Here is a 22,758-nt window from a genome sequence, read left to right as displayed (position 1 = left end):
TTCAATATTCCTCACTCGCTTGCTTTATGGCGATTTGGCAACTTTGTGCAAATCTACTCATTCCCAACTGTTTACGTTCCAACCTCTCTTATTCTCCTTTGGCTGCTTTAGAGCTTTATGTTAAAAAATCTAACTCATAGTTTCTTTCCCCGCAACTCTATGACTTGCGCCCCGCAAAGCATAGAAACGGGAAAAAAGAGCGAGGGGTTAACAGGTTAACAGTTAACACCCCAAAAATGCATGGTACCCCACACACATATAAAAATAAGTATATATATATTATATTATAATAAGGTACGCGCGAGGGGGAGTATCGAAAAAAACAGCTGTTAACTGTTAACTCTGTTAACCCCCAGGCATAAAAAGGCAGAAAGCCTCTCAGCAAAACGATGCTGAGAGGCTTTCTGTGTTTTTATTTGAGACTCTATAAAACTTCCATTTCATTTCTCTTCATAATAAGAGGATAACGCTCAGGATGCTTTAAACTCTCTATTTCTAAATCTACATCCAATTTAGGCCACTCTATGGCATTCCTTCCACTCATCTGCACATCAAGAGCATCAGAAATACATGCATTCTTCATCCAAGGAATCCGATTATAAGATATGAAATAATCGTTTCCTTTCACAGAAAGCATAATGCCTTTATCATTTATCATCAAGACGCTTACCTGTGTGTCTTGCGAATTTGATTTTAAAATCGTCTCCATAATCTTTAAGTATTTTTTCTATAAAACTTAATTCTTTAGTATTGAATCCGAAATTTTCTGCTAGTTCAATATTGGGTTCAAGCCAATACTTTGCTTCATTTTCGGCCTTAACGACATGAATATGCATTCTCTTTTCCTCATTGGAATAGATCTTGAACACAAAGCCATTTATTTCTTTAAATTTAGGACTCATATCCTCTTTATTTAAGAAGTTATATTTCTGCGGGCAAAGTTACGATATTTTTATGAAACTTCCAAGAAAAAAGACATAAAAAAAGCACTCCAAGGAGCGTGAACTCCTCAAAGTGCCCTGATCATAATTATATTTCTAATATTGGTTTTTACGCAATAAAGAAGTCATTGATTACTCAATAACTACGGTTGTCCAACCATGCTTGTCCTCGATGGTACCATACTGGATTCCGCGGAGCGTATCATAGAGGTGCTTAGAGATAGGACCTGGCTTCTCACCGAAGTTGTAGCGCTTGCCTGTATCCAAGTCGTCAATGTAGCTGATAGGACTGATTACGGCAGCAGTACCGCATGCACCAGCCTCCTCGAAAGTATCCAGCTCATCCTCAGGAATCTGACGGCGTTCAACCTTCATACCGAGGTCCTCAGCCAACTGCATCAAGCTCTTGTTGGTGATAGAAGGGAGGATAGATGTACTCTTAGGAGTAACGTATGTATTGTTCTTGATTCCGAAGAAGTTGGCAGCACCACACTCATCCATGTATTTCTTCTCCTTAGCGTCGAGATAGAACTCGCAGGCATAACCCTTCTCGTGAGCGATATTGTTGGCTCTGAGGGAAGCAGCATAGTTTCCACCCACCTTATAGATACCTGTTCCGAGAGGAGCAGAGCGGTCGAAATCGCGGATGATGACGTATGGGTTGGTAGAGAATCCACCCTTGAAGTATGGACCCACTGGAGTTACGAAGATAAGGAAGCAATACTCCTTAGAAGGATGAACACCCACCTGAGCACTTGTACCGATGAGCAGCGGACGGATATAGAGCGTAGCACCACTCTCGTAGGTAGGAATCCACTCCTGGTTGAGGCGAACCACCTTCTTCACCATTTCCTCGAACATTTCTGTAGGCACCTCTGGCATCAGAATGCCGCGACATGTGCTCTGCAAGCGCTTAGCGTTCTCGTCCATACGGAACACGCGCACCTTACCGTCTGGGCAACGATAAGCCTTCAAGCCCTCGAATGCCTCCTGGCCATAGTGCAGACAGGTTGCAGCCATGTGTAATTTCAAATACTCATCAGAGCAAACTTCTATTTCGCCCCATTTGCCGTCGCGATAGTAACAGCGAACATTGTAGTCAGTCTGGCGATAGCCAAATGACAAATTAGACCAATCTAAGTCTTTCATAACATCTATATTTTTAATGTTCTACTAATATTTTGAATGCAAAAGTACAAAATATTCTATTAATCTGCAACTATTTTACAATAATTTTAGTAGAAACGTTATTATTTTACGTATTTCCGCCATTTTGAGGCATATTTTTGCCAATTTATGGGTTCTTTTTCGTTCTTGCGCCGGTCCTTTTAGCGGATCAATCCTCGCTGAGGAGCTTTTTGATTTCCTCATCAGTCTTGGTGAGCTTGTCCTTGCAGAGCTTCACCAAGGTTTTGGCACGCTTCAACTGCTCGGAGAGCTGGTCGATATCCAGTTCATCATTCTCCATTCTTTCTACAATTTCCTCAAGCTCTCTTACGGCTTGTTCGTATTTCATTTCTTCTTTTTCCATAATTTTATTTTTGTTTTGGAGTTAACAGAGTTAACAGTTAACAGTGGATATTTTAAAGCTTTTGCCCTTTCAGGGCGACAGGTTTGCGTCCTTTATTACCCAGGGTGTTGCCCTGGGCTAGGAGCTTCTGCCCTTTCAGGGCGTATGGGGAATTCCTATTGCCTTAGGGCGTATGGGGAATTCCTATTGCCTCAGGGCGTATGGGAAATTCCTAACGTCTCAGGGCGTATGGGGAATTATTTCACTTCCGATTTAATATTGTCCTCGGCAAACCTCGTTTCGATGATGTCGCCGGACTTCAGTTCTGAGGCAGAACGGATGCTCTTGCCATCTTTCAGCGTAATGCTGTAACCGCGTTTCAGCAACAACTCGGGGTCTTGCGCCTGGATGCGCTGCTGAAGAAGCTGAAGACGATGACTCTCATTGAGCATTTTTCTTTCCAATATCGGCTGGATATTCTGGGAAAGAATCTCGAAATGGCGCTCGGCTTCCGATATTTTCGACTGGACATTTGTGCTTAAACGGCTCATCAGACGGTCGAGATAAGCACCCTGCTTCGTCTTCACCAGTGAAAACTGAACAGGAATCGTGTTGCTCAGTCTGTCTAGCCTCATCTTCTCCACCTGCAGACGATGCTTCACATTCTGCACAATGGCCTCCTGCGCATTCATTACACGAGCATAAACCTCGGTAAGATGGTTGACGAGGAAGGCGGCAGCGGCTGTCGGTGTCTTTACACGTTGGAAAGAAATCATATCCAGCACACTCTCGTCCCTTTCATGTCCTATTCCCGTGATGATAGGCAGCGGGAAGTTTGCCACATTCTCAGCAAGCGCCAAGGTGTCGAAACCCGAGAGGTCGCTCGTTGCACCACCGCCACGGATGATGACCACGCAATCAAACTGCTCCCATTCGGCATTGATACTGTCAAGGGCAGCAATCACGCTCTGCTCTACCCCCTCGCCCTGCATCGTAGCCGGAAAGAGGCGGGTTTGAAACTGCAGACCATAATCATTATCGGCAAGCTGGTTGCAGAAATCACCATATCCAGCAGCCGTAGCACTGGAAATGACGGCGATGCGCTGACAGAACATCGGGAGCACCAACTCCTTCTGAAGTTCGAACACCCCCTCTGCTTTCAGTGTATTGATGATTTCCAGTCGCTTGCGCGCCATATCACCCATCGTATAGTTAGGGTCAATATCGTCAACAATCCATGAGAAACCATAGTTCTCATGAAACTGAGCGTGCACTTTCAGCAGCACTTTCATTCCGGCATGAATACGCTGTCCGGTGATGCGCTCAAAATTCGGCTTGATGAACATCCATCGGTTTCGCCAGCAGGAGGCATGCGCCTTGGCAATGGGCGTATTAGACCGCTCATCCTTCTCGATGAGTTCCAGATAGCAGTGGCCTCCGTAGCCCTCGCGAGCCTCGGAGAGTTCCGCTTCCACCCAATAGCTGTCGGGCAAGGACATCGAAATGACGTCGCGGACCATCGAGTTTAATTCATAGAGAGAACATCTTTTTACTTTGAACATTGAGCTTTGAACTTTGAACTTTATGAATACTATTACTTGGTACTTAGCCCCCTGGAACTTCCCTTATCATATAGCAGCAAAGCTAATCATAAAGTTCAATGTTCCAAGTTCAAAGTTCCAAGTTTACTTAATCGCTTTCCCCATCTGATAAGCCTTCCAGAAATCAGGCACACCATATCCGAAAACATTATCGGGGTGCTGCTGATTATCGCCAGCCAATCTCACGAGTTTCATAATCTGCTTAGCCGTTTTCTGAGGCAAAGCCTGCCAGAGACACGCCACCATTCCGGCGATGAGCGGAGATGAGAAAGACGTTCCGTTATCATTGATGATATTTCCACGGCCCGTAATCACGCAGGTAGGACTTCCGTAAGCCATCACATCAGGCTTGATTCTGCCGTCAGCAGTAGGTCCCACGGCACTGAAAGCCGCATTCTCGCCCATTTCGTTCACGCTTCCCACGGTAAGGATATTGCGTGCATCGGCAGGGAAATTGATTTTCTTCCAGCTTCCCATTCCGTCGTTTCCGGCAGAATTGACACAGATGATTCCCTTGTCAGCACACATCGAAGCGGTGCGGGAGATGAGGGTAGAATTGCCATCCTGCTCATAATAATGATGGTTGGTTGACGCATCATCGAAGCCATGATAGCCCAGCGAGGAATTGATGACATCCACGCCACAACTGTCAGCATATTCAGCGGCAAAAGCCCAGTAATCCTCTTCAGCCAGACTCTCTGTGCGCTCATCTTCACAGCGCACCAGCAGATATTGAGCATTAGGCGCCACCCCCACGAATCTGTCGGGTTCGTTGGCTGCCACGGTAGAAAGCACCATCGTTCCATGCTCCATCTCGGCAAAAACATTCTTGGATTGAGGAACCACAAAGTCCCTTACGCCCGCCAGTTTTATATCATGCAGCGCCGGAATCTTATCCACATTCATGAATCCACCGTCGAAAACAGCAATCATCATTCCCCTGCCTAAATATCCGGCAGCATGCATGCGCTTGCCGTTGAGCGACTGGATCTGCGCATCGGCAGCACCATATTCGCCTACTCCACCAACCCAATCGTTCAGGCCCTTGCGCACACTGCTTCTGATGCGCTGACTGACAGAATCGGGAGCAGAGAAGACTTTCATCTTCCGGGTGATGAAATCTAGTTCATCCAGTTTGCGGAGTTCCTTCTCCTTATGAATGCGGACCAGCAGGGTATTGTTCCACTTGCTCTTGCCCACAATCTCGATGCCTGCATCGCTTACAGCCTGCTCATAAGCAGGAGCCACAGGCAAATCGGTAACATCGATGGGCAGATTCTGTCTCTTTCTGCGTTCTATGGAACGGGAAGAGAGAAAATCTGCAGGGCGACTTACCGAAAAGGGAGTGTGACTGAGGTCTTTGTCTCTGAGATAAAGACGATACAGCATACACTTGCCTCCCGGATACGACACCATATCGGTTTCGGCGATGCGGGGCAACCGCATCAGCTGCTCAAAATTGCTAACCCTGTCTTCGCGAGCAAACAAAGAGAGAGCGGTCATTAAGAATGCATAAAGCATTAAATATTTTTTCATCATTATATCGGTAGTCCGGTTTGTTATTGTTGTTGCTGCAATTTTCTGTATTGCATTTGTTAATGAGTTGAATTGTTTATTCTAAAGTACAAAAGTACAGAAATTGTACGAAAACGCCAAAGGAAAAGAGAAGTTTTTATCGAGAAATGCAAGTTTTTCTCATATATATAATAAGGTATCAGATATTTTTTGTACTTTTGCAGACAAGTAGCCGCCGCGGCTGGTTTCAGAAAGAAGCAGGGCGAGCGTCTACGAGGCAATAAAAAGACATAATGGAAAATAAACAAGCAACATTAGAATTAGGTACGAAGCCGGTGGGCAAGCTGCTCGTTCAGTATGCCTTGCCAGCGATGATTGCGATGACCGCCGCCTCACTCTACAACATCGTAGACCGAGTATTCATCGGTCAGGGTGTAGGAGCCATGGCCATTTCTGGTCTCGCCATCACCTTCCCCTTCATGAACCTCACCGCTGCCTTCGGAGCCGGTGTAGGCGTAGGAGCGTCTACTGCCATCAGCGTGAAGTTGGGACAAAAAGATTATGCCACAGCGCAAAACATTCTGGGTAACACGATTTCTCTGAATCTCATCATCGGTATCGGACTGAGCATCATCTGTCTGCTCTTCCTCGACCCTATCCTGAGATTCTTCGGAGCTAGCGACCAGACGCTCATCTATGCCCATGAGTATATGGTCATCATCCTGCTGGGCAATGTGGTGAGCCACATGTATTTCGGCATGAACGCCCTGCTCCGAGCAGCGAGCAAGCCCAAGCAGGCGATGTACGCCACCATCTTCACGGTGGTGATGAACGTGATACTGGATGCCCTCTTCATCCTCGTCTTCAAATGGGGAATACAGGGTGCCGCCATCGCCACCATCCTATCGCAGCTGATGGCGCTGATGTGGCAGTTCAAGCTCTTCAGCAACAAGAGCGAGCTGCTCCACTTCAAGAAAGGAATCTACAAACTGAAGAGGAAACTCGTAGATAACATCCTCGCCATCGGCATTTCGCCGTTCCTGATGAACGTGTGCGCTTGCATCATCGTCATCTTCATCAACAACCAGCTGGTGCGTTTCGGAGGCGACCTCTCCGTGGGTGCCTACGGAATAGCCAATGGTATTGCAATGGTGTTCGTGATGTTCGTATTCGGCGTAAACCAAGGAATGCAGCCTATCGCCGGCTACAATTACGGAGCACAGAAACTGGACCGACTGATGCGCGTATTGAACCTGAGCATCATTGCTGCCACCGCCATCATGGTAACGGGATGGCTGATAGCGATGTTCCTGCCTTACTACTGCGCAAGACTCTTTACTACGGATAAAACGCTGATAGACTTGGGCATTAAGGCGATCAGAGTAGTGATGTTCTGCTTCCCGGTCATCGGATTCCAGATGGTCATCACCAACTTCTTCCAGTGCATCGGAAAGGTAAAGATCAGCATCTTCCTCTCCTTGTCGAGACAGTTGCTCATCCTTCTGCCGCTTCTGGCTTTCCTTCCGATGATCTGGGACATCGACGGCGTATGGTACAGTATGCCTATCTCCGACTTCTCGGCCGCAGTCATCGCTGCAATCGTAATGTCATGGTACATGAACAAGTTGAAGAAACAACATAGAGAAAACATGAAAGTTAACAGTTAACAGTTAACAGCTAAAATTTTATACTTATGACCAAGATTATCATAAACGTGGGTCGCCAGATAGGAAGCGGCGGCCATATCATCGCCGAGAAGTTGGCTGAAGATTTCGGTTGCAAATGTTACGACCGTGAGCTGCTGAACCTTGCCGCCAAGGAGAGTGGATTCTCTGAGAAATTCTTCGAGCAGAACGATGAGCAGAAGGGATTCTTCAAGTCTCTCTTCCATACCCATCTGCCCTTCCTGAGCGATAACAATTTCTATCACAACGACTTCTCACAGGAAGGTCTGTACAAGTTCCAGAGCGACGCCATCAGAAAGGCTGCCGATGAGGGCAACTGCGTGTTTGTGGGCAGAACCGCCGACTATGTGCTGCGTGACTATAAGAACGTGATCAACATCTTCATCACCGCCAACATCAACGACCGCATCAAGGCTGTGTGCAAGCGAAAAGACATCGACAGAGCCAGCGCCCGCAAGTTTATCGAAAGCCATGAGGAGCAGCGCGCCTCTTACTACGATTACTATACAGGCAAGAAGTGGGGCCACAGCGAAAGCTACGACCTCTGCATTAACAGCAGCCATCTGGGAATCGAAGAAACAGAGAAGTTTATCGCAGAATTTATCAGAAAAAAGTTCGGACTTAGTGATTAATTATTAGTGATTAATTATTAGTGATTAATTTTAGGGACATAAAATATTAAACATCATATAAATGAAGAAGATTATGCTTTTGGGCTCAGGCGAACTGGGCAAAGAATTTACCATCGCCGCAAAGCGAGCAGGACAATACGTCATCGCTTGCGACAAGTATGACAATGCACCAGCCATGCAGGTAGCCGACGAGCGGGAAGTGTTCTCGATGCTCGATGGCGACGCATTGACCGCAGTGGTAGAGAAACATCACCCAGACATCATCGTGCCTGAGATTGAAGCTATCCGCACCGAGCGACTCTTCGACTTCGAGAAGGAGGGTATTCAGATTGTGCCTTCTGCACGTGCCGTAAACTACACCATGAACCGCCGTGCCATACGCGACCTGGCTGCCAAGGAACTGGGGCTGCGCACAGCCAAGTACTTCTATGCCAAGACTTTCGAAGAATTTAAGAACGCAGCCGATGAGATTGGTTTCCCATGCGTAGTGAAGCCTCTGATGAGTTCAAGCGGTCATGGACAGAGCTATGTTCACAACGATGATGAACTGAAGGAGGCTTACAAGGAAGCAATGGAAGAAGGTCGTGGCGACGTGAAGGAAGTTATCATCGAGGAATTCATCGACTTCGATTCAGAGTTCACTCTCCTCACCGTCACCCAGAAAGACGGTCCTACCCTCTTCTGTCCACCTATCGGCCATGTACAGAAGGGCGGCGACTACCGCGAGAGCTGGCAGCCATTCCAGATTCCAGAGGAGGCTTTGAAGAAGGCTGAGCATATTGCAGGTGAAGTAACCAAGGCATTAACTGGTGCCGGTCTCTGGGGCGTAGAGTTCTTCCTGAGCAAGCAGGGCGAAGTCATCTTCTCAGAGTTGAGTCCTCGTCCACACGATACAGGTATGGTAACCTTGGGTCACACCACCAACCTGAGCGAGTTTGAGCTCCATTTCCGTGCCGTGATGGGCTTGCCTATCGCCGGAATCCATCTGGAGCACATCGGCTGTTCAGCCGTTATCCTCTCTCCTGAGGAAAGTACCGAGCCATTGAACTACAACATGCTCGATGCGCTGAAGGAAGATCACACCCGCATCCGTATCTTCGGCAAGCCAGAGGCTCACGTAGGAAGAAGAATGGGCGTTGTTCTCTGCTACGGCGAGAAGGGCGATGACCTCAATCAGCTCCGCGACAAGGCAAAGCGTCTGGCAAAGACCGTATTGGGAACCGACCCTTATATGAAAAAATAAATATGAAAGAATTAGGAAGAATTATCACATTACCCAAGATATTCGACCCTAGAGGCAACCTGACAGTGGCAGAGGGAGAAACCCATATTCCCTTTGCCATTGCCCGGACCTACTGGACCTATGATGTTCCGGGCGGAGAAAGTCGCGGGGGCCATGCTCACAAGGAATGCCAGGAGTTCATCATAGCAGCCAGCGGTTCCTTTTCGGTGACGCTGGATAATGGAGAGCAGAAGAAGACCTATCATCTCAACCATCCTTGGGAGGGACTGTTCGTGGATGTCAATATCTGGCGAACACTGGATGATTTCTCTTCCGGCTCATTGTGTCTGGTCCTGGCTTCCCACAAGTTTGAAGAGGAAGACTATATACGCGAATATGACGAATATCTCAGATTCGTCAGTTCGAAAAACAGCCAAAATCTCTCAAAAACCGAGAATCAATAACGCTAAATATCATGTTTGAGATCAGAAAATACACCGATGCTGACAAGGAGGTCTGGAATGCTTATGTAGCCCAGGCGCGCAACGCCACCTTCCTTCTCAACCGCTCGTACATGGATTATCACAGCGATCGTTTCATAGACCATTCTCTGATGATTTTCCGCAACGACAAGCTCTATGCCTTGCTCCCTGCCAATGAGGACGGAGATATTTTCTATTCTCATCAGGGGCTCACCTATGCAGGACTGCTTACTACCGAACATGCCTCAACAGATAATATCTGTCAGGTTTTCGTTGCCATCAACACGTACCTGAAGAAAGCTGGTTTCCGAAAGTGCATCTACAAGCCAATTCCCTGGATTTACCAGCAACAGCCTGCCGAAGAAGACCTCTATGCCCTCTTCAAAGAATGCCAGGCACAAATCTGCGCAAGAAACATTTCGGCTGTCATCGACCTTCAGCATCCGCTGAAATGGTATAATATCAGGAAGTCGGGTGCAAGGAAAGCCCTGGAAAAAGGAATTTTCATCGAAGAAAGCGAAGATTACGAAACGTTCTGGAGCATCTTAACCGAAAACCTGATGAACACCTATCAGGCTCATCCTGTTCATACCTTGCAAGAGATGAGCAGACTGAAAACATCTTTCCCTGACAATATCAAACTGTATGTTGCCCGAGAAGAATCAGGCAAGATGCTAGGCGGAACCGTTTTGTACATCAGCAGGAAGGTGGTTCACACGCAGTATATTTCCGCATCAGAAGAAGGAAAGAAGGCGCATGCACTCGATGCCTTGTTTCAGAATCTCATTAAAACAAAATATAAGGATTTTGATTATTTCGATTTCGGTACTTCTAATGAAGATGGTGGAAAGGTACTCAATGCCAGCCTCATCTATCAGAAAGAAGGGTTTGGAGGAAGAGGAGTGGTTTATGATACTTACGAATGGAGCTTATAATAGTTGATAGTTGAAAGTTGATAGTTTATAGCACTCTTGCAAACGGCTAAGCCCTATTAACTATTAACTTTTAACAATTAACTTATTTGCAGGGGTTAACAGGTTAACAGTTAACAGCCCATTTTTTATAGTTGTCAGTTGAAAGTTGATAGTTTATAGCAATCTTGCGAACGGCTAAGCCCTATAAACTATCAACTTTTAACTATAAACTAAATCAGTATAACTGTCACACCACGAGCAGCTTGCGCACCCATCACCAAGGCCTGCTCAATATCGGCAGTCTTGGAAGGACCACTGATGAAAGTACCGAAATTGTACTTCGGATCCATCTCAATACGGGCATAAGCCTCATGCATATTGTTCACAATCTTCTCTTTTTCGAGGAAAATCACAATATATTCTGAGATAAAGAGCACAGCTTTCTCCTTCATGGTCTGAGGAATCCAGACGCAGCCATTCTCAGCAACACCCACTTCACCACGGACAATACCCACATCAGTACCATTCAGGTCGTTAGCCTCAGCCACCGTATCAGGATTCTTCTGGGCAATCGTGATTTCTGGCAGATGAGAAGCAAAGACCTTGGCTTCCGGATAAGCCTTCTTCACCAGATCATCCAGACTCTCACCCTTCTTCGCCTCTATCACATGGCCACCTACCGATTCCGTCATCTCAATAAACTGCTTCAAGGTATCCTCATACTGAATACCCTTCACATCAACGGCAGGCATATCGAATTGAACATGCGTATTCTTACGCAACTTGTTCAGGAAATCTTCTTTTAACATTGAAATTTGAACTTTGAACTTTGAACTTTATGATTACCCACTACTTCACCTTTCCTTCTTTCCAAAGCTGATGAAAACTCTTCTTTGCAAACTCAGGCATGGCGTGACCAATGCCCCAGGCATTCCAATTGCTGAAGTGCGTACAGCATTCAGGAACCAGATTGACAAGCGGAGCAAACTTCAGGGCTGTGGTGTAGAGCGCAGGACGGTCGAAGAGATACTTCATACCATTCGACATCGCCTTTTTGACAGGATCAGCCTTACCCAACTTCTCCAGACTCTGGCGCCAGACATAAATCTGAGAACCCGGTCCTACCTTGGAAGGACAGACATTATCGCACGACAAGCACAAAGTACATGCCGAAACATTATCGCTGTACTTCTGCGGATTCTTCAGCATACCCAGGTTCACACCTACAGGACCCGGAATAAAATAGGTGTAGCTGTAACCACCCGAACGGCGATAAACCGGACAGGTGTTCATGCAGGCACCGCAGCGCATACACTTCAACGTCTGCCAGTGGTCCTTATCAGCAAGAATGTCGCTTCTGCCGTTATCCACCAATACCACATGCATCTCAGCACCCGGACGAGCCTGACGGAAATGAGAGGTATAGGTGGTGGTAGGCTGACCTGTACCGCAGCGGCAAAGCAGGCGCTGGAATACAGCCAAAGACTTATAATCAGGAACCAGTTTCTCGATACCCATCGCTACGATATGGAGCTTAGGCATGGAAGTGGTCATATCCGCATTACCCTCGTTGGTGCAAACCACGCAATCGCCGGTAGCAGCCACACCGAAGTTACATCCGGTCATACCAGCTCCAGCTTCCATAAACTGGTCGCGGAGATGATGACGGGCACAGCGGGTCAGATAAGTAGGATCATAGTTGCCGATTTCCTTGGAGATTCCCTTCTCCTCGAACATCTTACCTACCTCCTCACGCTTCAGGTGGATGGCAGGCATCACGATATGGCTAGGCTTCTGATGCAAGAGCTGGATGATGCGCTCACCCAGGTCGGTCTCCACCACGTCAATGCCGTGCTGCTCCAGATAAGGATTCATCTCGCACTCCTCGGTGAGCATCGACTTCGACTTCACCATCTTCTTCACGTTATGGTCTTTCAGAATACCGAGCACAATCTCATTAAATTCCTGTGCATCCTTTGCCCAGTGCACCTTTACCCCGCGGCTCTCCAGATTCTTGGAAAACATATCCAAATAATCGGCGAGATGGGTAATCGTATGCATCTTGATTTCAGATGCATGCTCGCGGAGATCTTCCCATTCAGGAAGTTCCTGCGCCATCTTATCTCTCTTCTGACGAACAGACCAGAAGGTAGCGTCGTGCCAGGTGGTCTTCTCTACGTTCTGCGTAAACTTCGCAGCTCTCTTGGAATGTTCTGTACTCATAGTCCTGCAGCTAATATTTGAACAACATGAATAAACTTGATTGGCATCTTCTCTTTCTTGGCGATTCCAGCCATGTGCATCAGGCAGGAAGAATCCGGACCCGTTACATACTCGGCACCTGTAGCCATGTGGCGCTTGATCTTATCTTCGCCCATACGGGTAGAAACGGCAGGTTCCTCAATAGAGAACATACCGCCGAATCCGCAGCACTCATCCTTGCGCTCCGGTTCGTGGACAGTAATGCCTTCCACCATATTTAATAAGTCGATGATTTTGTTGAAAGGCTTGATGTGGCGCTCAGAAGGAGATGACAATCCCAGTTCGCGCACACCGTGACAACTGTTGTGTACACTCACCACATGAGGGAACTTGCCCGGGACATGATCCACCTTCAGCACATCGTGAAGGAACTCCACAACATCCATGATTTTCTTTGAGGAAATACACTCGTGCTTACCCTCAAGAATTTTAGGATAATACACCTTTACGTAAGCAGCACATGAGGCAGAAGGAGCTACGATATAATCGTAATCCTTGAACAGCTCATCAAATGTCTCTATGACCTTCTCCGACTTGTACTGAAAACCGGCATTAGCCATTGGCTGACCGCAGCAAGTCTGTTTTTCGGGATAACCCACGTCTAGTCCGTAATGCTTAAGCAACTTGTATGTAGCCACACCCGCTTCAGGGTAAAGGGCATCCACATAACAAGGGACGAATAATCCGACTTTCATTGTTGTTATAATTATCTTGTTTGCTATTTTTTATTCTTTTTCTACATGACTAAAAGTCGCTGCAAAAGTAACAAAATAATTGCAAAAATACGACATTCTAGAGAAGAAATAATAATAATTGATGTTATTTAACTGTAAAGATTTGCAGAAAATTTGGAATAATCAAATAAATAGCGTAACTTTGCAACTAGAAATAGAGTGTCTACCATTTGTGAACTAACGCAAATACAGTTTAGTTGCTAAAAACATAAATAATAAGACATATAAAGAACAAACTTATAGTTATATAAATGATGAAGAAACAGCTTAAGAAAGTCCTCGTTCTGGGTTCCGGTGCTTTGAAGATCGGCCAGGCAGGTGAGTTTGACTATTCCGGTTCGCAGGCTCTCAAGGCTTTGCGCGAGGAGGGTATTAGTTCCGTCCTCATTAATCCAAACGTTGCTACAATTCAGACAAGTGAAGGTATTGCTGACAAGGTTTATTTCTTGCCGGTGACACCTTTTTTTGTAACTGAAATTATCAAGAAGGAGCGCCCTGACGGCATTATGCTCGCTTGGGGTGGCCAGACGGGTTTGAACGTTGGTACAGAACTTTACCTCAAAGGTGTGCTCAAGGAGTATGGTGTGGATGTGTTGGGTACCTCGGTAGAGGCAATCATGAACACAGAAGACCGCGACCTCTTCGTAAAGGAGCTCAACAAGGTTGACCTCAAGGTTCCTGTAAGCCACGCTTGCGAGAACATGGAGGAGGCTGTGGCTGCGGCACGCAACATCGGCTACCCTATCATGATCCGTTCTGCCTACGCGCTGGGTGGTCTCGGTTCTGGTGTCTGCAAGACTGAAGAGGAGTTCAAGGAGATTGCTGAATCGGCATTCACTTTCGCACCTCAGGTACTCGTTGAGGAGAGTCTGAAGGGATGGAAGGAGATTGAGTTTGAGTGCATCCGTGATGCGAACGACCGCTGCTTCACCGTTGCCTCTATGGAAAACTTCGACCCACTCGGAATCCATACAGGTGAATCTATCGTTGTGGCTCCTACCTGTTCTCTCACCGACGAGCAGGTGAAGATGTTGCAGGACATCGCCGTGAAGTGCGTCCGTCACCTCAACATCGTGGGTGAGTGCAACATCCAGTATGCTTTCAATGCTGAGACCAACGACTACCGTATCATCGAAATCAATGCTCGCTTGAGCCGTTCTTCTGCCCTCGCTTCTAAGGCTACCGGTTATCCGCTCGCCTTCGTTGCAGCTAAGATTGCCCTCGGTTATACGCTCGACCAGATTGGCGAGATGGGTACTCCTAACTCAGCTTATGTGGCTCCATCACTCGACTATATGATTTGCAAGATTCCTCGTTGGGACCTCACCAAGTTTGCCGGTGTAAGCCGCAAGATTGGTTCTTCCATGAAGTCTGTAGGCGAAATCATGTCTATCGGCCGTTCATTCGAAGAGATGCTCCAGAAGGGTCTCCGTATGATTGGTCAGGGAATGCACGGTTTCGTAGGCAACGACCACACCAAGTTTGATAACCTGGATGAGGAGCTTTCTAATCCTACCGACCTCCGTATCTTCGCCATCGCCCAGGCTTTGGAGGAAGGTTACACCATCGAGCGCATCGAGGAGTTGACCAAGATTGACCCTTGGTTCATCGAGCGCATGAAGAATATCGTAGATTACAAGCACAAGCTTTCTGAATATAATACTCTGGAGGAGATTCCTGCCGAGGTATTGCGCGAGGCTAAGGTATTGGGCTTCTCTGACTTCCAGATTGGCCGCTTCGTATTGAAGACTCAGAACACCAATATGGAGAAGGAGGTGCTCGCAGTTCGTGCCCAGCGTAAGAAGCTGAACATTCTGCCTGCCGTAAAGCGCATCCCTACCGTGGCTAGCGAGCATCCTGACCTCACCAACTATCTCTACATGACTTACGCCGTAGAGGGTTACGACATCAACTACTACAAGAACGAGAAGTCTGTCATCGTTCTCGGTTCGGGTGCTTACCGCATCGGTTCTTCTGTAGAGTTCGACTGGTGTTCAGTAAACGCCATCAACACAGCACGCAAGTTGGGTTACAAATCAATCATGATCAACTACAACCCGGAGACCGTATCTACCGACTACGATATGTGCGACCGTCTCTACTTCGATGAGCTTTCATTCGAGCGTGTACTCGATGTCATCGACCTGGAGTCACCACGTGGTGTGATTGTTTCAGTAGGTGGTCAGATTCCAAACAACCTGGCTATGAAGCTCCATCGCCAGTCTGTGCCAATCCTGGGTACATCTCCAGTAAACATCGACCGTGCCGAGAACCGCGGTAAGTTCTCTGCCATGCTCGATAAGCTCGGCATCGACCAGCCTAAGTGGAGCGCCCTCACCTCAATGGAGGATGTTCAGAAGTTCATCGACGAGGTAGGCTATCCTGTTCTCGTTCGTCCATCTTACGTCCTTTCCGGTGCAGCCATGAACGTTTGCCACGATGATGATGAGTTGCGTCGCTTCCTGGAGGCAGCTTCTGAAGTTTCTAAGGAGTACCCAGTGGTTATCTCCCAGTTCATGACAGAGACCAACGAGATTGAGTTCGACGGTGTGGCTCAGAACGGTGAGATTGTAGAGTATGGTATTTCAGAGCACGTAGAGTATGCAGGTGTTCACTCTGGTGACGCAACCATGACCTTCCCTGCCCAGCAGATTTCCTTCGCTACAGCCCGTCAGATCAAGAAGATTTCACGTGCCATCGCCAAGGAGCTCAACATCTCGGGTCCTTTCAATATCCAGTACCTGGCTAAGGGTCGCGATGTGAAGGTTATCGAGTGTAATCTCCGTGCATCCCGTTCGTTCCCATTCGTGAGCAAGGTATTGAAGCGCAACTTCATCGAGACGGCTACACGCATCATGCTCGATGCTCCATATCAGAAGCCAGACAAGTCTGCTTTCGATATCGACCGCATGGGTGTGAAGGCATCACAGTTCTCATTCGCCCGCTTGCAGAACGCCGACCCAGTTTTGGGTGTGGACATGAGTTCTACCGGTGAGGTAGGTTGTATGGGTGATACTTTCGAGGAGGCATTGCTCAACTCTTTGATTGCCACCGGCTACAAGATTCCTTCAAAGGACAAGGGCATTATGCTTTCAAGCGGTGGTGCCAAGGAGAAGGCTTCTCTGCTCGACGCTGCCCAGGCTTTGGTGAAGAACGGTTACACCATCTACGCTACAGCCGGTACAGCGAAGTTCCTCAACGAGAACAACGTGAAGGCTACAGCCGTAGGATGGCCTGATGAGGACCACAAGGATCTCCCTAACGTGATGCAGATGATTGCTGACCACAAGTTCGACCTCATCGTCAACATCCCTAAGAATCATACCAAGCGTGAGTTGACCAATGGTTACAGAATCCGTCGTGGCGCCATCGACCACAACATTCCTCTGATCACCAATGCCCGTCTGGCTTCCGCCTTCATCGAGGCATTCTGCACATTGAGCCAGGACCAGCTTCAGATTAAGAGCTGGCAGGAGTACGAGTAAATTCGTACGCAGATTTATATTTCTGCATGGCAAGGCGCAAGCTTTGCAATTTCGCAGTTTTATACGAACACGCCCTGAAAGGGCAAAAGCTTTGAATGCAAGAAGCTTTTGCTCTTTCAGGGCGACCTTTTTTGTGGAATATTTTATTCCCCGCCATGAGAAAAAGGAGCTGAAATGATGGCATTCTCATTATTTTATTGTACCTTTGCAAACAGAAATAAGAATAAAACATGATAGTTTGTATAGCAGAGAAACCGAGTGTGGCTAAGGATATCGCCCGAATCATCGGGGCTACCACGGCACGCGACGGTTATATGGAAGGTAATGGTTACCAAGTAACATGGACCTTCGGCCACCTTTGTGAGCTGAAGGAACCAGATGATTATACTCCGATGTGGAAACATTGGAGCCTTTCGGCGTTGCCGATGATTCCACAGCGATTCGGTATCAAGCTCATCAACGATGAAGGCATCAAGAAGCAGTTTGCTACCATCGAGAAACTGATGCAGGCTGCCGACAGCATCATCAACTGCGGTGACGCCGGACAGGAAGGAGAGCTTATCCAGAGATGGGTGATGCAGAAGGCGCAGGCAAAATGCCCGGTCAAGAGACTGTGGATTTCATCCATGACCGATGAGGCCATCAAGCAGGGCTTCCAGGAACTGAAAGACCAGGGGGAATATCAGTCACTCTATCTTGCCGGACTTTCCCGTGCCATCGGCGACTGGATTCTCGGCATGAACGCCACCCGACTTTACACATTGAAATACGGTCAGAACAAACAGGTGCTCAGCATCGGTAGAGTGCAGACCCCTACCCTTGCCCTCATCGTAAACCGCCAGAAAGAAATCGACAACTTCGTTTCCGAACCTTACTGGGTACTCGCCACCATCTACCGCGACACCCAGTTTACCGCCACCAGCGGCAAGTTTACCAGCAAGGAGGAAGGCGAGAAAGCATTCAGTACCATCGCTGGCAAACCCTTCACGGTTACAGATGTAAGCAAGAAAAAGGGAAACGAAGCGCCGCCTCATCTCTACGACCTCACCTCGCTGCAGGTGGATTGCAACAAGAAGTTTGCCTACTCTGCCGATATTACGCTGAAGCTCATCCAGAGTCTCTACGAGAAGAAGTACACCACTTATCCTCGTGTAGATACCCAGTTCCTAACCGACGATATCTATCCGAAATGTCCGCAGATTCTGAACGGAGTAAGTCAGGCAAAGATCATGAGTCAGCAGAAATACCTCCCGCTCATCCAGCAGCTCGCAACAATCAGCAAGAAGTTGCCTAAGAGCAAGAAAGTATTCGATAACAGCAAGGTGACCGACCACCACGCCATCATCCCAACCGGTGTTCCGCCAACCGGACTCACCGATATGGAGGCAAACGTGTATGATCTCATCGCCAAGCGCTTTATCAGCGTGTTCTATCCGGATTGTAAATTCTCTACCACCACCGTTTTGGGCGAAGTCATCAACGAAGACGGACCGAAACCGGAAAAGATAGAGTTCAAGGTGAGCGGTAAGGAGATTCTCGAACCGGGCTGGCGAGTAGTCTATGCCAAGGATGTAAAGAATGCAGATGACGATGATGCTTCAGATAACGCCAACGGAAATGCAGACTCAGGTAATGGTGCCAAGAAGGAAGTGGTAGAAGAAAGAACCCTCCCATCCTTCACAAAAGGCGAATCGGGAGAGCATCAGCCTACCCTGACGGAGAAATGGACCACGCCACCTAAGTATTATACCGAGGCAACCCTGCTGCGTGCGATGGAGACAGCCGGCAAATTCGTAGAAGACGAAGAACTTCGTGCAGCATTGAAGGAGAACGGAATCGGCCGGCCATCCTCCCGTGCCGGCATCATCGAGACCCTCTTCAAGCGCCACTACATCCGTCGCCAGCGCAAGAATCTGATGGCAACCCCGACAGGCATCGAACTCATTGACACCATCCATGAGGAACTGCTGAAGAGTTGCGAACTGACCGGTATCTGGGAGAAGAAACTCCGCGACATCGAACACAAGACCTACGATCCTGCCGACTTCATCAACGGACTGAAAGAACAGATCAACAAGATAGTCATCGATGTGTTGTCAGACAACAGCAACCGGAGAGTGACCATCATGACAGAGGAAGACCTCAAGAAGAAACCGGCTGCCAAGAAGCCGGCTGCCCGAAAGACTCCTGCTAAGAAGATGCCAGCCAAGAAAAAGGATGAAGCTACTGCACAAAATGCAGATACGCAGAATGCAGCAGCACAGCCGGTTTCTGCTCCTCAGGCTCCAGCCGACCCAATGGTAGGCAAGCCATGCCCGCTCTGCGGCAAGGGCGTCATCATCAAGGGCAAGACCGCCTATGGATGCAGCAACTGGAAATCAGGCTGTCAATATCGCCAGCCATTCTCGCAGATGTTATAAGATATAACTCAAGTTTCACATATAAGCTCCACACGCCCTGAAAGGGCAGAAGCTCCTAGCCCAGGGCAACGCCCTGGGTATAGTAGCAGTCTGCAAGGCGCCCTGTAAGGGCAAAAGCCTTATAAATTGCCTCGTTCTTTGAAGCTTTTGCCCTTACAGGGCGACAGGTTTGCGTCCATAATGACCCAGGGCGTTGCCCTGGGCTAGGAGCTTCTGCCCTTTCAGGGCGTGTGGGAGAGTTGCTTGCGAAAGTTCAGTAAAATAATTAAGTTGTTCCAGTATGAAGCAGATTAGATATTACCAAATCATAACAGTCTTTTGCTGCCTCTTTCTGATAAGTTGCGGCATTGAACAGAACCTGAAGAAAGCAGACAAGCATCTTTCTTTAGGCGAATACTACGATGCGGCAACCCAATATAAAAAGGTGTACACCAAAACACCTACCAAAGAGCGGGCTGCCCGAGGCAAGGTGGCTCTAAAGATGGCACGCTGCTATGATAAAATCAACAGTACGCCAAAGGCACTGGCTGCCTACAGCAATGCCATCCGATACAAGCAGGCGGACCTCACCGACCGCCTGGCTTACGCCCGGCTTCTCCTGAAGAACGGAAGTTACAGACAGGCAGCTAAGGAATTCGAATTCCTGCTCGATTCCATGCCCGACAACATGCTGGTAAAGAACGGACTCGAATCGGCACGAAAAGCCCCAGTCTGGAAGAAGGAAGGAAGCCGGTACAAGGTAAAGCGGATGGATGTTTTCAATTCCCGAAGAGACGACTATTCGCCTATGTTCCTCAGCGATGACAACAGTCAGCTCTATTTCACCTCAACCCGCAACGAAGCCCAGGGCAGCGATATGAACGGAGTGACGGGAACGAAATCTGCCGACATCTTCTTCTCTGAAAAGGACGACAAAGGCAAATGGAGCAAGCCGGAAGCCATCGGAACCGGTCTCAACACCGACTACGAAGAGGGCGCATGCTGCTTTACCCCAGACGGCAAGCAGATGTACCTCACCCAGTGTACCACCGATCCCACTTCGCCCCGCTTAGCCCAGATAGTAACCTCCAACCGCTCAGATGCAGCCTGGAGCAAGCCTACAAATCTGGAAATCAGCAAAGATACGCTCAGTTGTTTTGCCCATCCAGCCATCTCTCCTGATGGCGAATGGCTCTATTTCGTATCAGACATGCCGGGCGGAAAGGGCGGTCTCGACATCTGGCGAGTGCGCATCACTCCTGCCGGACTGGGCGGCGTAGAGAACCTGGGAGAACCTATCAACACCCCAGGCGATGAGATGTTCCCAACCTTCCGTCCTAACGGCGACTTTTACTTCAGCAGCAACGGTCATGTGGGAATGGGTGGACTCGACATCTATATCGCCAAAGTAAATTCCATCACCCGGAAATATGAACTCACCCACCCCGGCTATCCGCTGAATACAGAAGCCGATGACTTCGGAATGACTTTCGAGGGTCTCCACAACCAGGGTTTCTTCTGCTCTAACAGAAAAGACGGAAGAGGCTACGATCATATCTACTCCTTCGAGAATCCGGAGATTGTTACCACAATGAAGGGATGGGTTTACGAGAAAGACGGTTATGAACTGCCTGCCGCAGAGGTGAGAATCGTAGGCAACGACGGAACGAACAGGAAACTATCCGTCAAGGGCGACGGTTCGTTTGTCCTCCCTATCAATCCGCATGTCGACTACCTGGTGATGGCATCCTGCAAAGGCTACCTTAACCACAAGGAAGAACTTCGGGTTGATTCGGCTAAAGAGAGTAAGGAATACGTGCTCCAGTTCCCGCTGGCTTCCATCACAGCCCCTGTACTCATCGACAACATCTTCTACGATTTCGACAAGGCAACCCTTACCGAAGCCAGTACAACAGCCCTCGACCAGCTGGTAACGCTGCTGAAAGAGAACCCGCACGTTACCATCGAGCTCAGCGCCCATTGCGACTACAAGGGAAACAGCGAATATAACAAGCATCTGTCTCAGCGCCGCGCCCAATCGGTAGTAGATTATCTGATAAAACACGGCATAGAGAAAGAGCGCCTCACCCCTGTGGGCTACGGCAAGGAGAAGCCGAAGAATGTGCGCAAGAAACTCACCGAGAAGTATCCTTGGCTCAAGGAAGGCGATGTGCTCAGCGAAGAGTTTATCCTGAAGCAAAGCAAGGAGCATCAGGAAATCTGCAACCAGCTGAACCGCCGAACCGAGTTCAAAGTGCTCCGCACTACCTATAAATTGTTTTGACAGGAAGGGCATAAACTTAAACAGACCGAGATGAACTCTCGTTCACATCGGTCTGTTTAAGTTTATGCCCCCTACTTATTTTACGTGTTTTTATCACAATTGGTGTATATGGATTCCTCACAAAGGCTCTTAGTGATTTCGGCTACACGAGTCTTTTTACGTTCTTTAGCTGCCATAAATCTTTTCATAGCTGCTTCACGTTTTTCCCAAAATTCTTTATCCAATGTATCCATAACAGTTCTCTTTTAAAATTCTTTGATTGTAATCTGCCGCAAAAATACACTTTTTCTTCGAAACCACCAAGAAAATCGCAACAAATCTGCAAGTTATCAGCGAATTACCAGCAAATCCCCCGAATATAAACTGCTGAACTTTCGCATGTGGTTCAAGAACGAGCTGAAGACCCAAAAGCTCCAGAAGCTTCTGCCCTTTACCTTTCCCTTCGGCCGGTGACCATTGGTTCAGGGCGTGTGGGGCATAAACTTGCGAAACGTCAAAAAAACATTACGATATCTGTGGAATCCGGCGGTTGCCGGATTCCACTTTTTAATTTAAAAAACCAATTCAAAAGTATTATTTATTAAAAAAGTAACCATCATCGAAGGCTGCTTCGATAAGTCGTTGCTTGTCTACTGTAAAACTGATGTTAAATATAAAAATTTTATTAAAAAAAATAAAATATATATATAAACGAGTTCCCACTACGGGAACTCTTTTTTATTTTCTTTTTATTATCTTTGCACCATGTAAAACAGATTCAACAATCTGCTTACCTATAATAAAACAAATAACTGATACATATATTGTATAACAATATAAAATTTTTAGGAGATGATGAACATCAGTACATTCATTAACATGGCCAGCAAGATTCCTTCACCTGGCCAGTTGGAAGGCCTGGTAACCTTCATGAAGGAAGATGAGAAACTCAGGTTTTCACCGAGTCTTACCGGAAAACGGGGAATAAGTCGTACAAGCACGATGCACCTCTCTTCGCCGTAGCCTGCATCTTCGAAGGCGGAAAAGGCAAGGACAACATCCCGAGTTTTTGAGCGACCCTACCGGTAACCGTCGCTGGCTGCCCTACGAGAT

At 47.7% G+C, this 22,758-nt stretch carries 19 protein-coding genes; 9 read left to right on the top strand and 10 right to left on the bottom strand.

The genetic code is table 11. The features are described from left to right. Positions 1-424: 424 nt before the first annotated feature. The 6 genes from KSW37_RS12665 to KSW37_RS12640 form a co-directional block, all read right to left on the bottom strand. The gene (locus KSW37_RS12665; protein WP_228121585.1) at positions 425-709 is read right to left on the bottom strand and encodes a DUF2442 domain-containing protein; all 285 of its coding nucleotides are present in this window, start codon (positions 707-709) and stop codon (positions 425-427) included. Next, complete coding sequence (locus KSW37_RS12660; protein WP_117586454.1) at positions 648-902, bottom strand: DUF4160 domain-containing protein; 255 nt, start codon at positions 900-902, stop codon at positions 648-650. The genes KSW37_RS12665 and KSW37_RS12660 overlap by 62 nt, the downstream gene beginning before the upstream one ends. Before the next feature lie 171 nt (positions 903-1,073). Continuing rightward, positions 1,074-2,090 carry a branched-chain amino acid aminotransferase gene (locus tag KSW37_RS12655; RefSeq protein ID WP_153079366.1) on the bottom strand — a complete coding sequence of 339 codons (1,017 nt, stop codon included), beginning with the start codon at positions 2,088-2,090 and terminating at the stop codon, positions 1,074-1,076. Between the two features lie 187 nt (positions 2,091-2,277). Further along, a complete protein-coding gene (xseB, locus tag KSW37_RS12650; RefSeq protein ID WP_006847759.1) occupies positions 2,278-2,472 on the bottom strand; it encodes an exodeoxyribonuclease VII small subunit in 195 nt (64 codons plus the stop codon). Between the two features lie 236 nt (positions 2,473-2,708). Beyond that, positions 2,709-4,013, bottom strand: a complete 1,305-nt coding sequence (xseA, locus tag KSW37_RS12645) for an exodeoxyribonuclease VII large subunit (RefSeq protein ID WP_217314747.1) — start codon at positions 4,011-4,013, stop codon at positions 2,709-2,711. A 123-nt stretch (positions 4,014-4,136) separates the two neighbouring features. Further along, entirely contained in the window at positions 4,137-5,591 is a 1,455-nt protein-coding gene (locus KSW37_RS12640; RefSeq protein ID WP_437183131.1) for a S8 family peptidase, read from the bottom strand. Positions 5,592-5,860: 269 nt separating this feature from the next. Here KSW37_RS12640 and KSW37_RS12635 point away from each other — a divergent pair, with 269 nt between their 5' ends. The 5 genes from KSW37_RS12635 (at position 5,861) to KSW37_RS12615 (ending at position 10,523) form a co-directional block, all read left to right on the top strand. Then, a complete protein-coding gene (locus KSW37_RS12635) occupies positions 5,861-7,234 on the top strand; it encodes an MATE family efflux transporter (RefSeq protein WP_217314745.1) in 1,374 nt (457 codons plus the stop codon). Between the two features lie 26 nt (positions 7,235-7,260). Continuing rightward, complete coding sequence (locus tag KSW37_RS12630; protein WP_217314744.1) at positions 7,261-7,884, top strand: AAA family ATPase; 624 nt, start codon at positions 7,261-7,263, stop codon at positions 7,882-7,884. A 61-nt stretch (positions 7,885-7,945) separates the two neighbouring features. Then, positions 7,946-9,127 (top strand): formate-dependent phosphoribosylglycinamide formyltransferase, encoded by a 1,182-nt coding sequence (gene purT, locus KSW37_RS12625; protein ID WP_117694418.1) that lies wholly within the window; start codon positions 7,946-7,948, stop codon positions 9,125-9,127. A gap of 2 nt (positions 9,128-9,129) precedes the next feature. Further along, positions 9,130-9,570, top strand: coding sequence for a sugar 3,4-ketoisomerase (locus KSW37_RS12620; RefSeq protein ID WP_217314743.1), 441 nt, complete (start codon positions 9,130-9,132; stop codon positions 9,568-9,570). A gap of 11 nt (positions 9,571-9,581) precedes the next feature. Next, positions 9,582-10,523: a GNAT family N-acetyltransferase gene (locus KSW37_RS12615; RefSeq protein WP_217314742.1), complete on the top strand. Its 942-nt coding sequence runs from the start codon at positions 9,582-9,584 to the stop codon at positions 10,521-10,523. A gap of 209 nt (positions 10,524-10,732) precedes the next feature. Here the strand turns inward: KSW37_RS12615 and KSW37_RS12610 are convergent, their stop codons facing one another. From KSW37_RS12610 to KSW37_RS12600, 3 genes are read right to left on the bottom strand one after another with little or no spacing between them, the layout of a single operon-like run. Next, on the bottom strand, positions 10,733-11,311 hold the full coding sequence (locus KSW37_RS12610; RefSeq protein WP_217314741.1) for a LutC/YkgG family protein: 579 nt from the start codon (positions 11,309-11,311) through the stop codon (positions 10,733-10,735). A 40-nt stretch (positions 11,312-11,351) separates the two neighbouring features. Continuing rightward, positions 11,352-12,725: a lactate utilization protein B gene (locus tag KSW37_RS12605; protein WP_217314740.1), complete on the bottom strand. Its 1,374-nt coding sequence runs from the start codon at positions 12,723-12,725 to the stop codon at positions 11,352-11,354. Then, positions 12,722-13,459 carry a (Fe-S)-binding protein gene (locus tag KSW37_RS12600; RefSeq protein ID WP_217314739.1) on the bottom strand — a complete coding sequence of 246 codons (738 nt, stop codon included), beginning with the start codon at positions 13,457-13,459 and terminating at the stop codon, positions 12,722-12,724. Before KSW37_RS12600 ends, KSW37_RS12605 begins: the two co-directional genes overlap by 4 nt. Positions 13,460-13,752: 293 nt before the next feature. On the opposite strand from KSW37_RS12600, the gene carB reads away from it, so the two are divergent. The 3 genes from carB (at position 13,753) to KSW37_RS12585 (ending at position 21,666) form a co-directional block, all read left to right on the top strand. After that, positions 13,753-16,983 carry a carbamoyl-phosphate synthase (glutamine-hydrolyzing) large subunit gene (gene carB / locus KSW37_RS12595; protein WP_217314738.1) on the top strand — a complete coding sequence of 1,077 codons (3,231 nt, stop codon included), beginning with the start codon at positions 13,753-13,755 and terminating at the stop codon, positions 16,981-16,983. A gap of 230 nt (positions 16,984-17,213) precedes the next feature. Further along, a complete protein-coding gene (locus KSW37_RS12590; protein ID WP_217314737.1) occupies positions 17,214-19,403 on the top strand; it encodes a DNA topoisomerase 3 in 2,190 nt (729 codons plus the stop codon). A gap of 280 nt (positions 19,404-19,683) precedes the next feature. Next, a complete protein-coding gene (locus KSW37_RS12585) occupies positions 19,684-21,666 on the top strand; it encodes an OmpA family protein (RefSeq protein WP_217314736.1) in 1,983 nt (660 codons plus the stop codon). A gap of 80 nt (positions 21,667-21,746) precedes the next feature. Here the strand turns inward: KSW37_RS12585 and KSW37_RS12580 are convergent, their stop codons facing one another. Further along, positions 21,747-21,899: a hypothetical protein gene (locus tag KSW37_RS12580; RefSeq protein WP_217314735.1), complete on the bottom strand. Its 153-nt coding sequence runs from the start codon at positions 21,897-21,899 to the stop codon at positions 21,747-21,749. A 601-nt stretch (positions 21,900-22,500) separates the two neighbouring features. Between KSW37_RS12580 and KSW37_RS12575 the strand changes: the two genes are divergently transcribed. Continuing rightward, the gene (locus KSW37_RS12575; RefSeq protein ID WP_217314734.1) at positions 22,501-22,668 is read left to right on the top strand and encodes a hypothetical protein; all 168 of its coding nucleotides are present in this window, start codon (positions 22,501-22,503) and stop codon (positions 22,666-22,668) included. Positions 22,669-22,758 lie beyond the last annotated feature (90 nt).

Origin of the sequence: Segatella copri (genome assembly GCF_019127135.1) — a bacterium.
Lineage (GTDB): Bacteria > Bacteroidota > Bacteroidia > Bacteroidales > Bacteroidaceae > Prevotella.
Note: the sequence above shows the minus strand (reverse complement) of the source record. Positions and strands in the feature narration are given on the sequence as shown.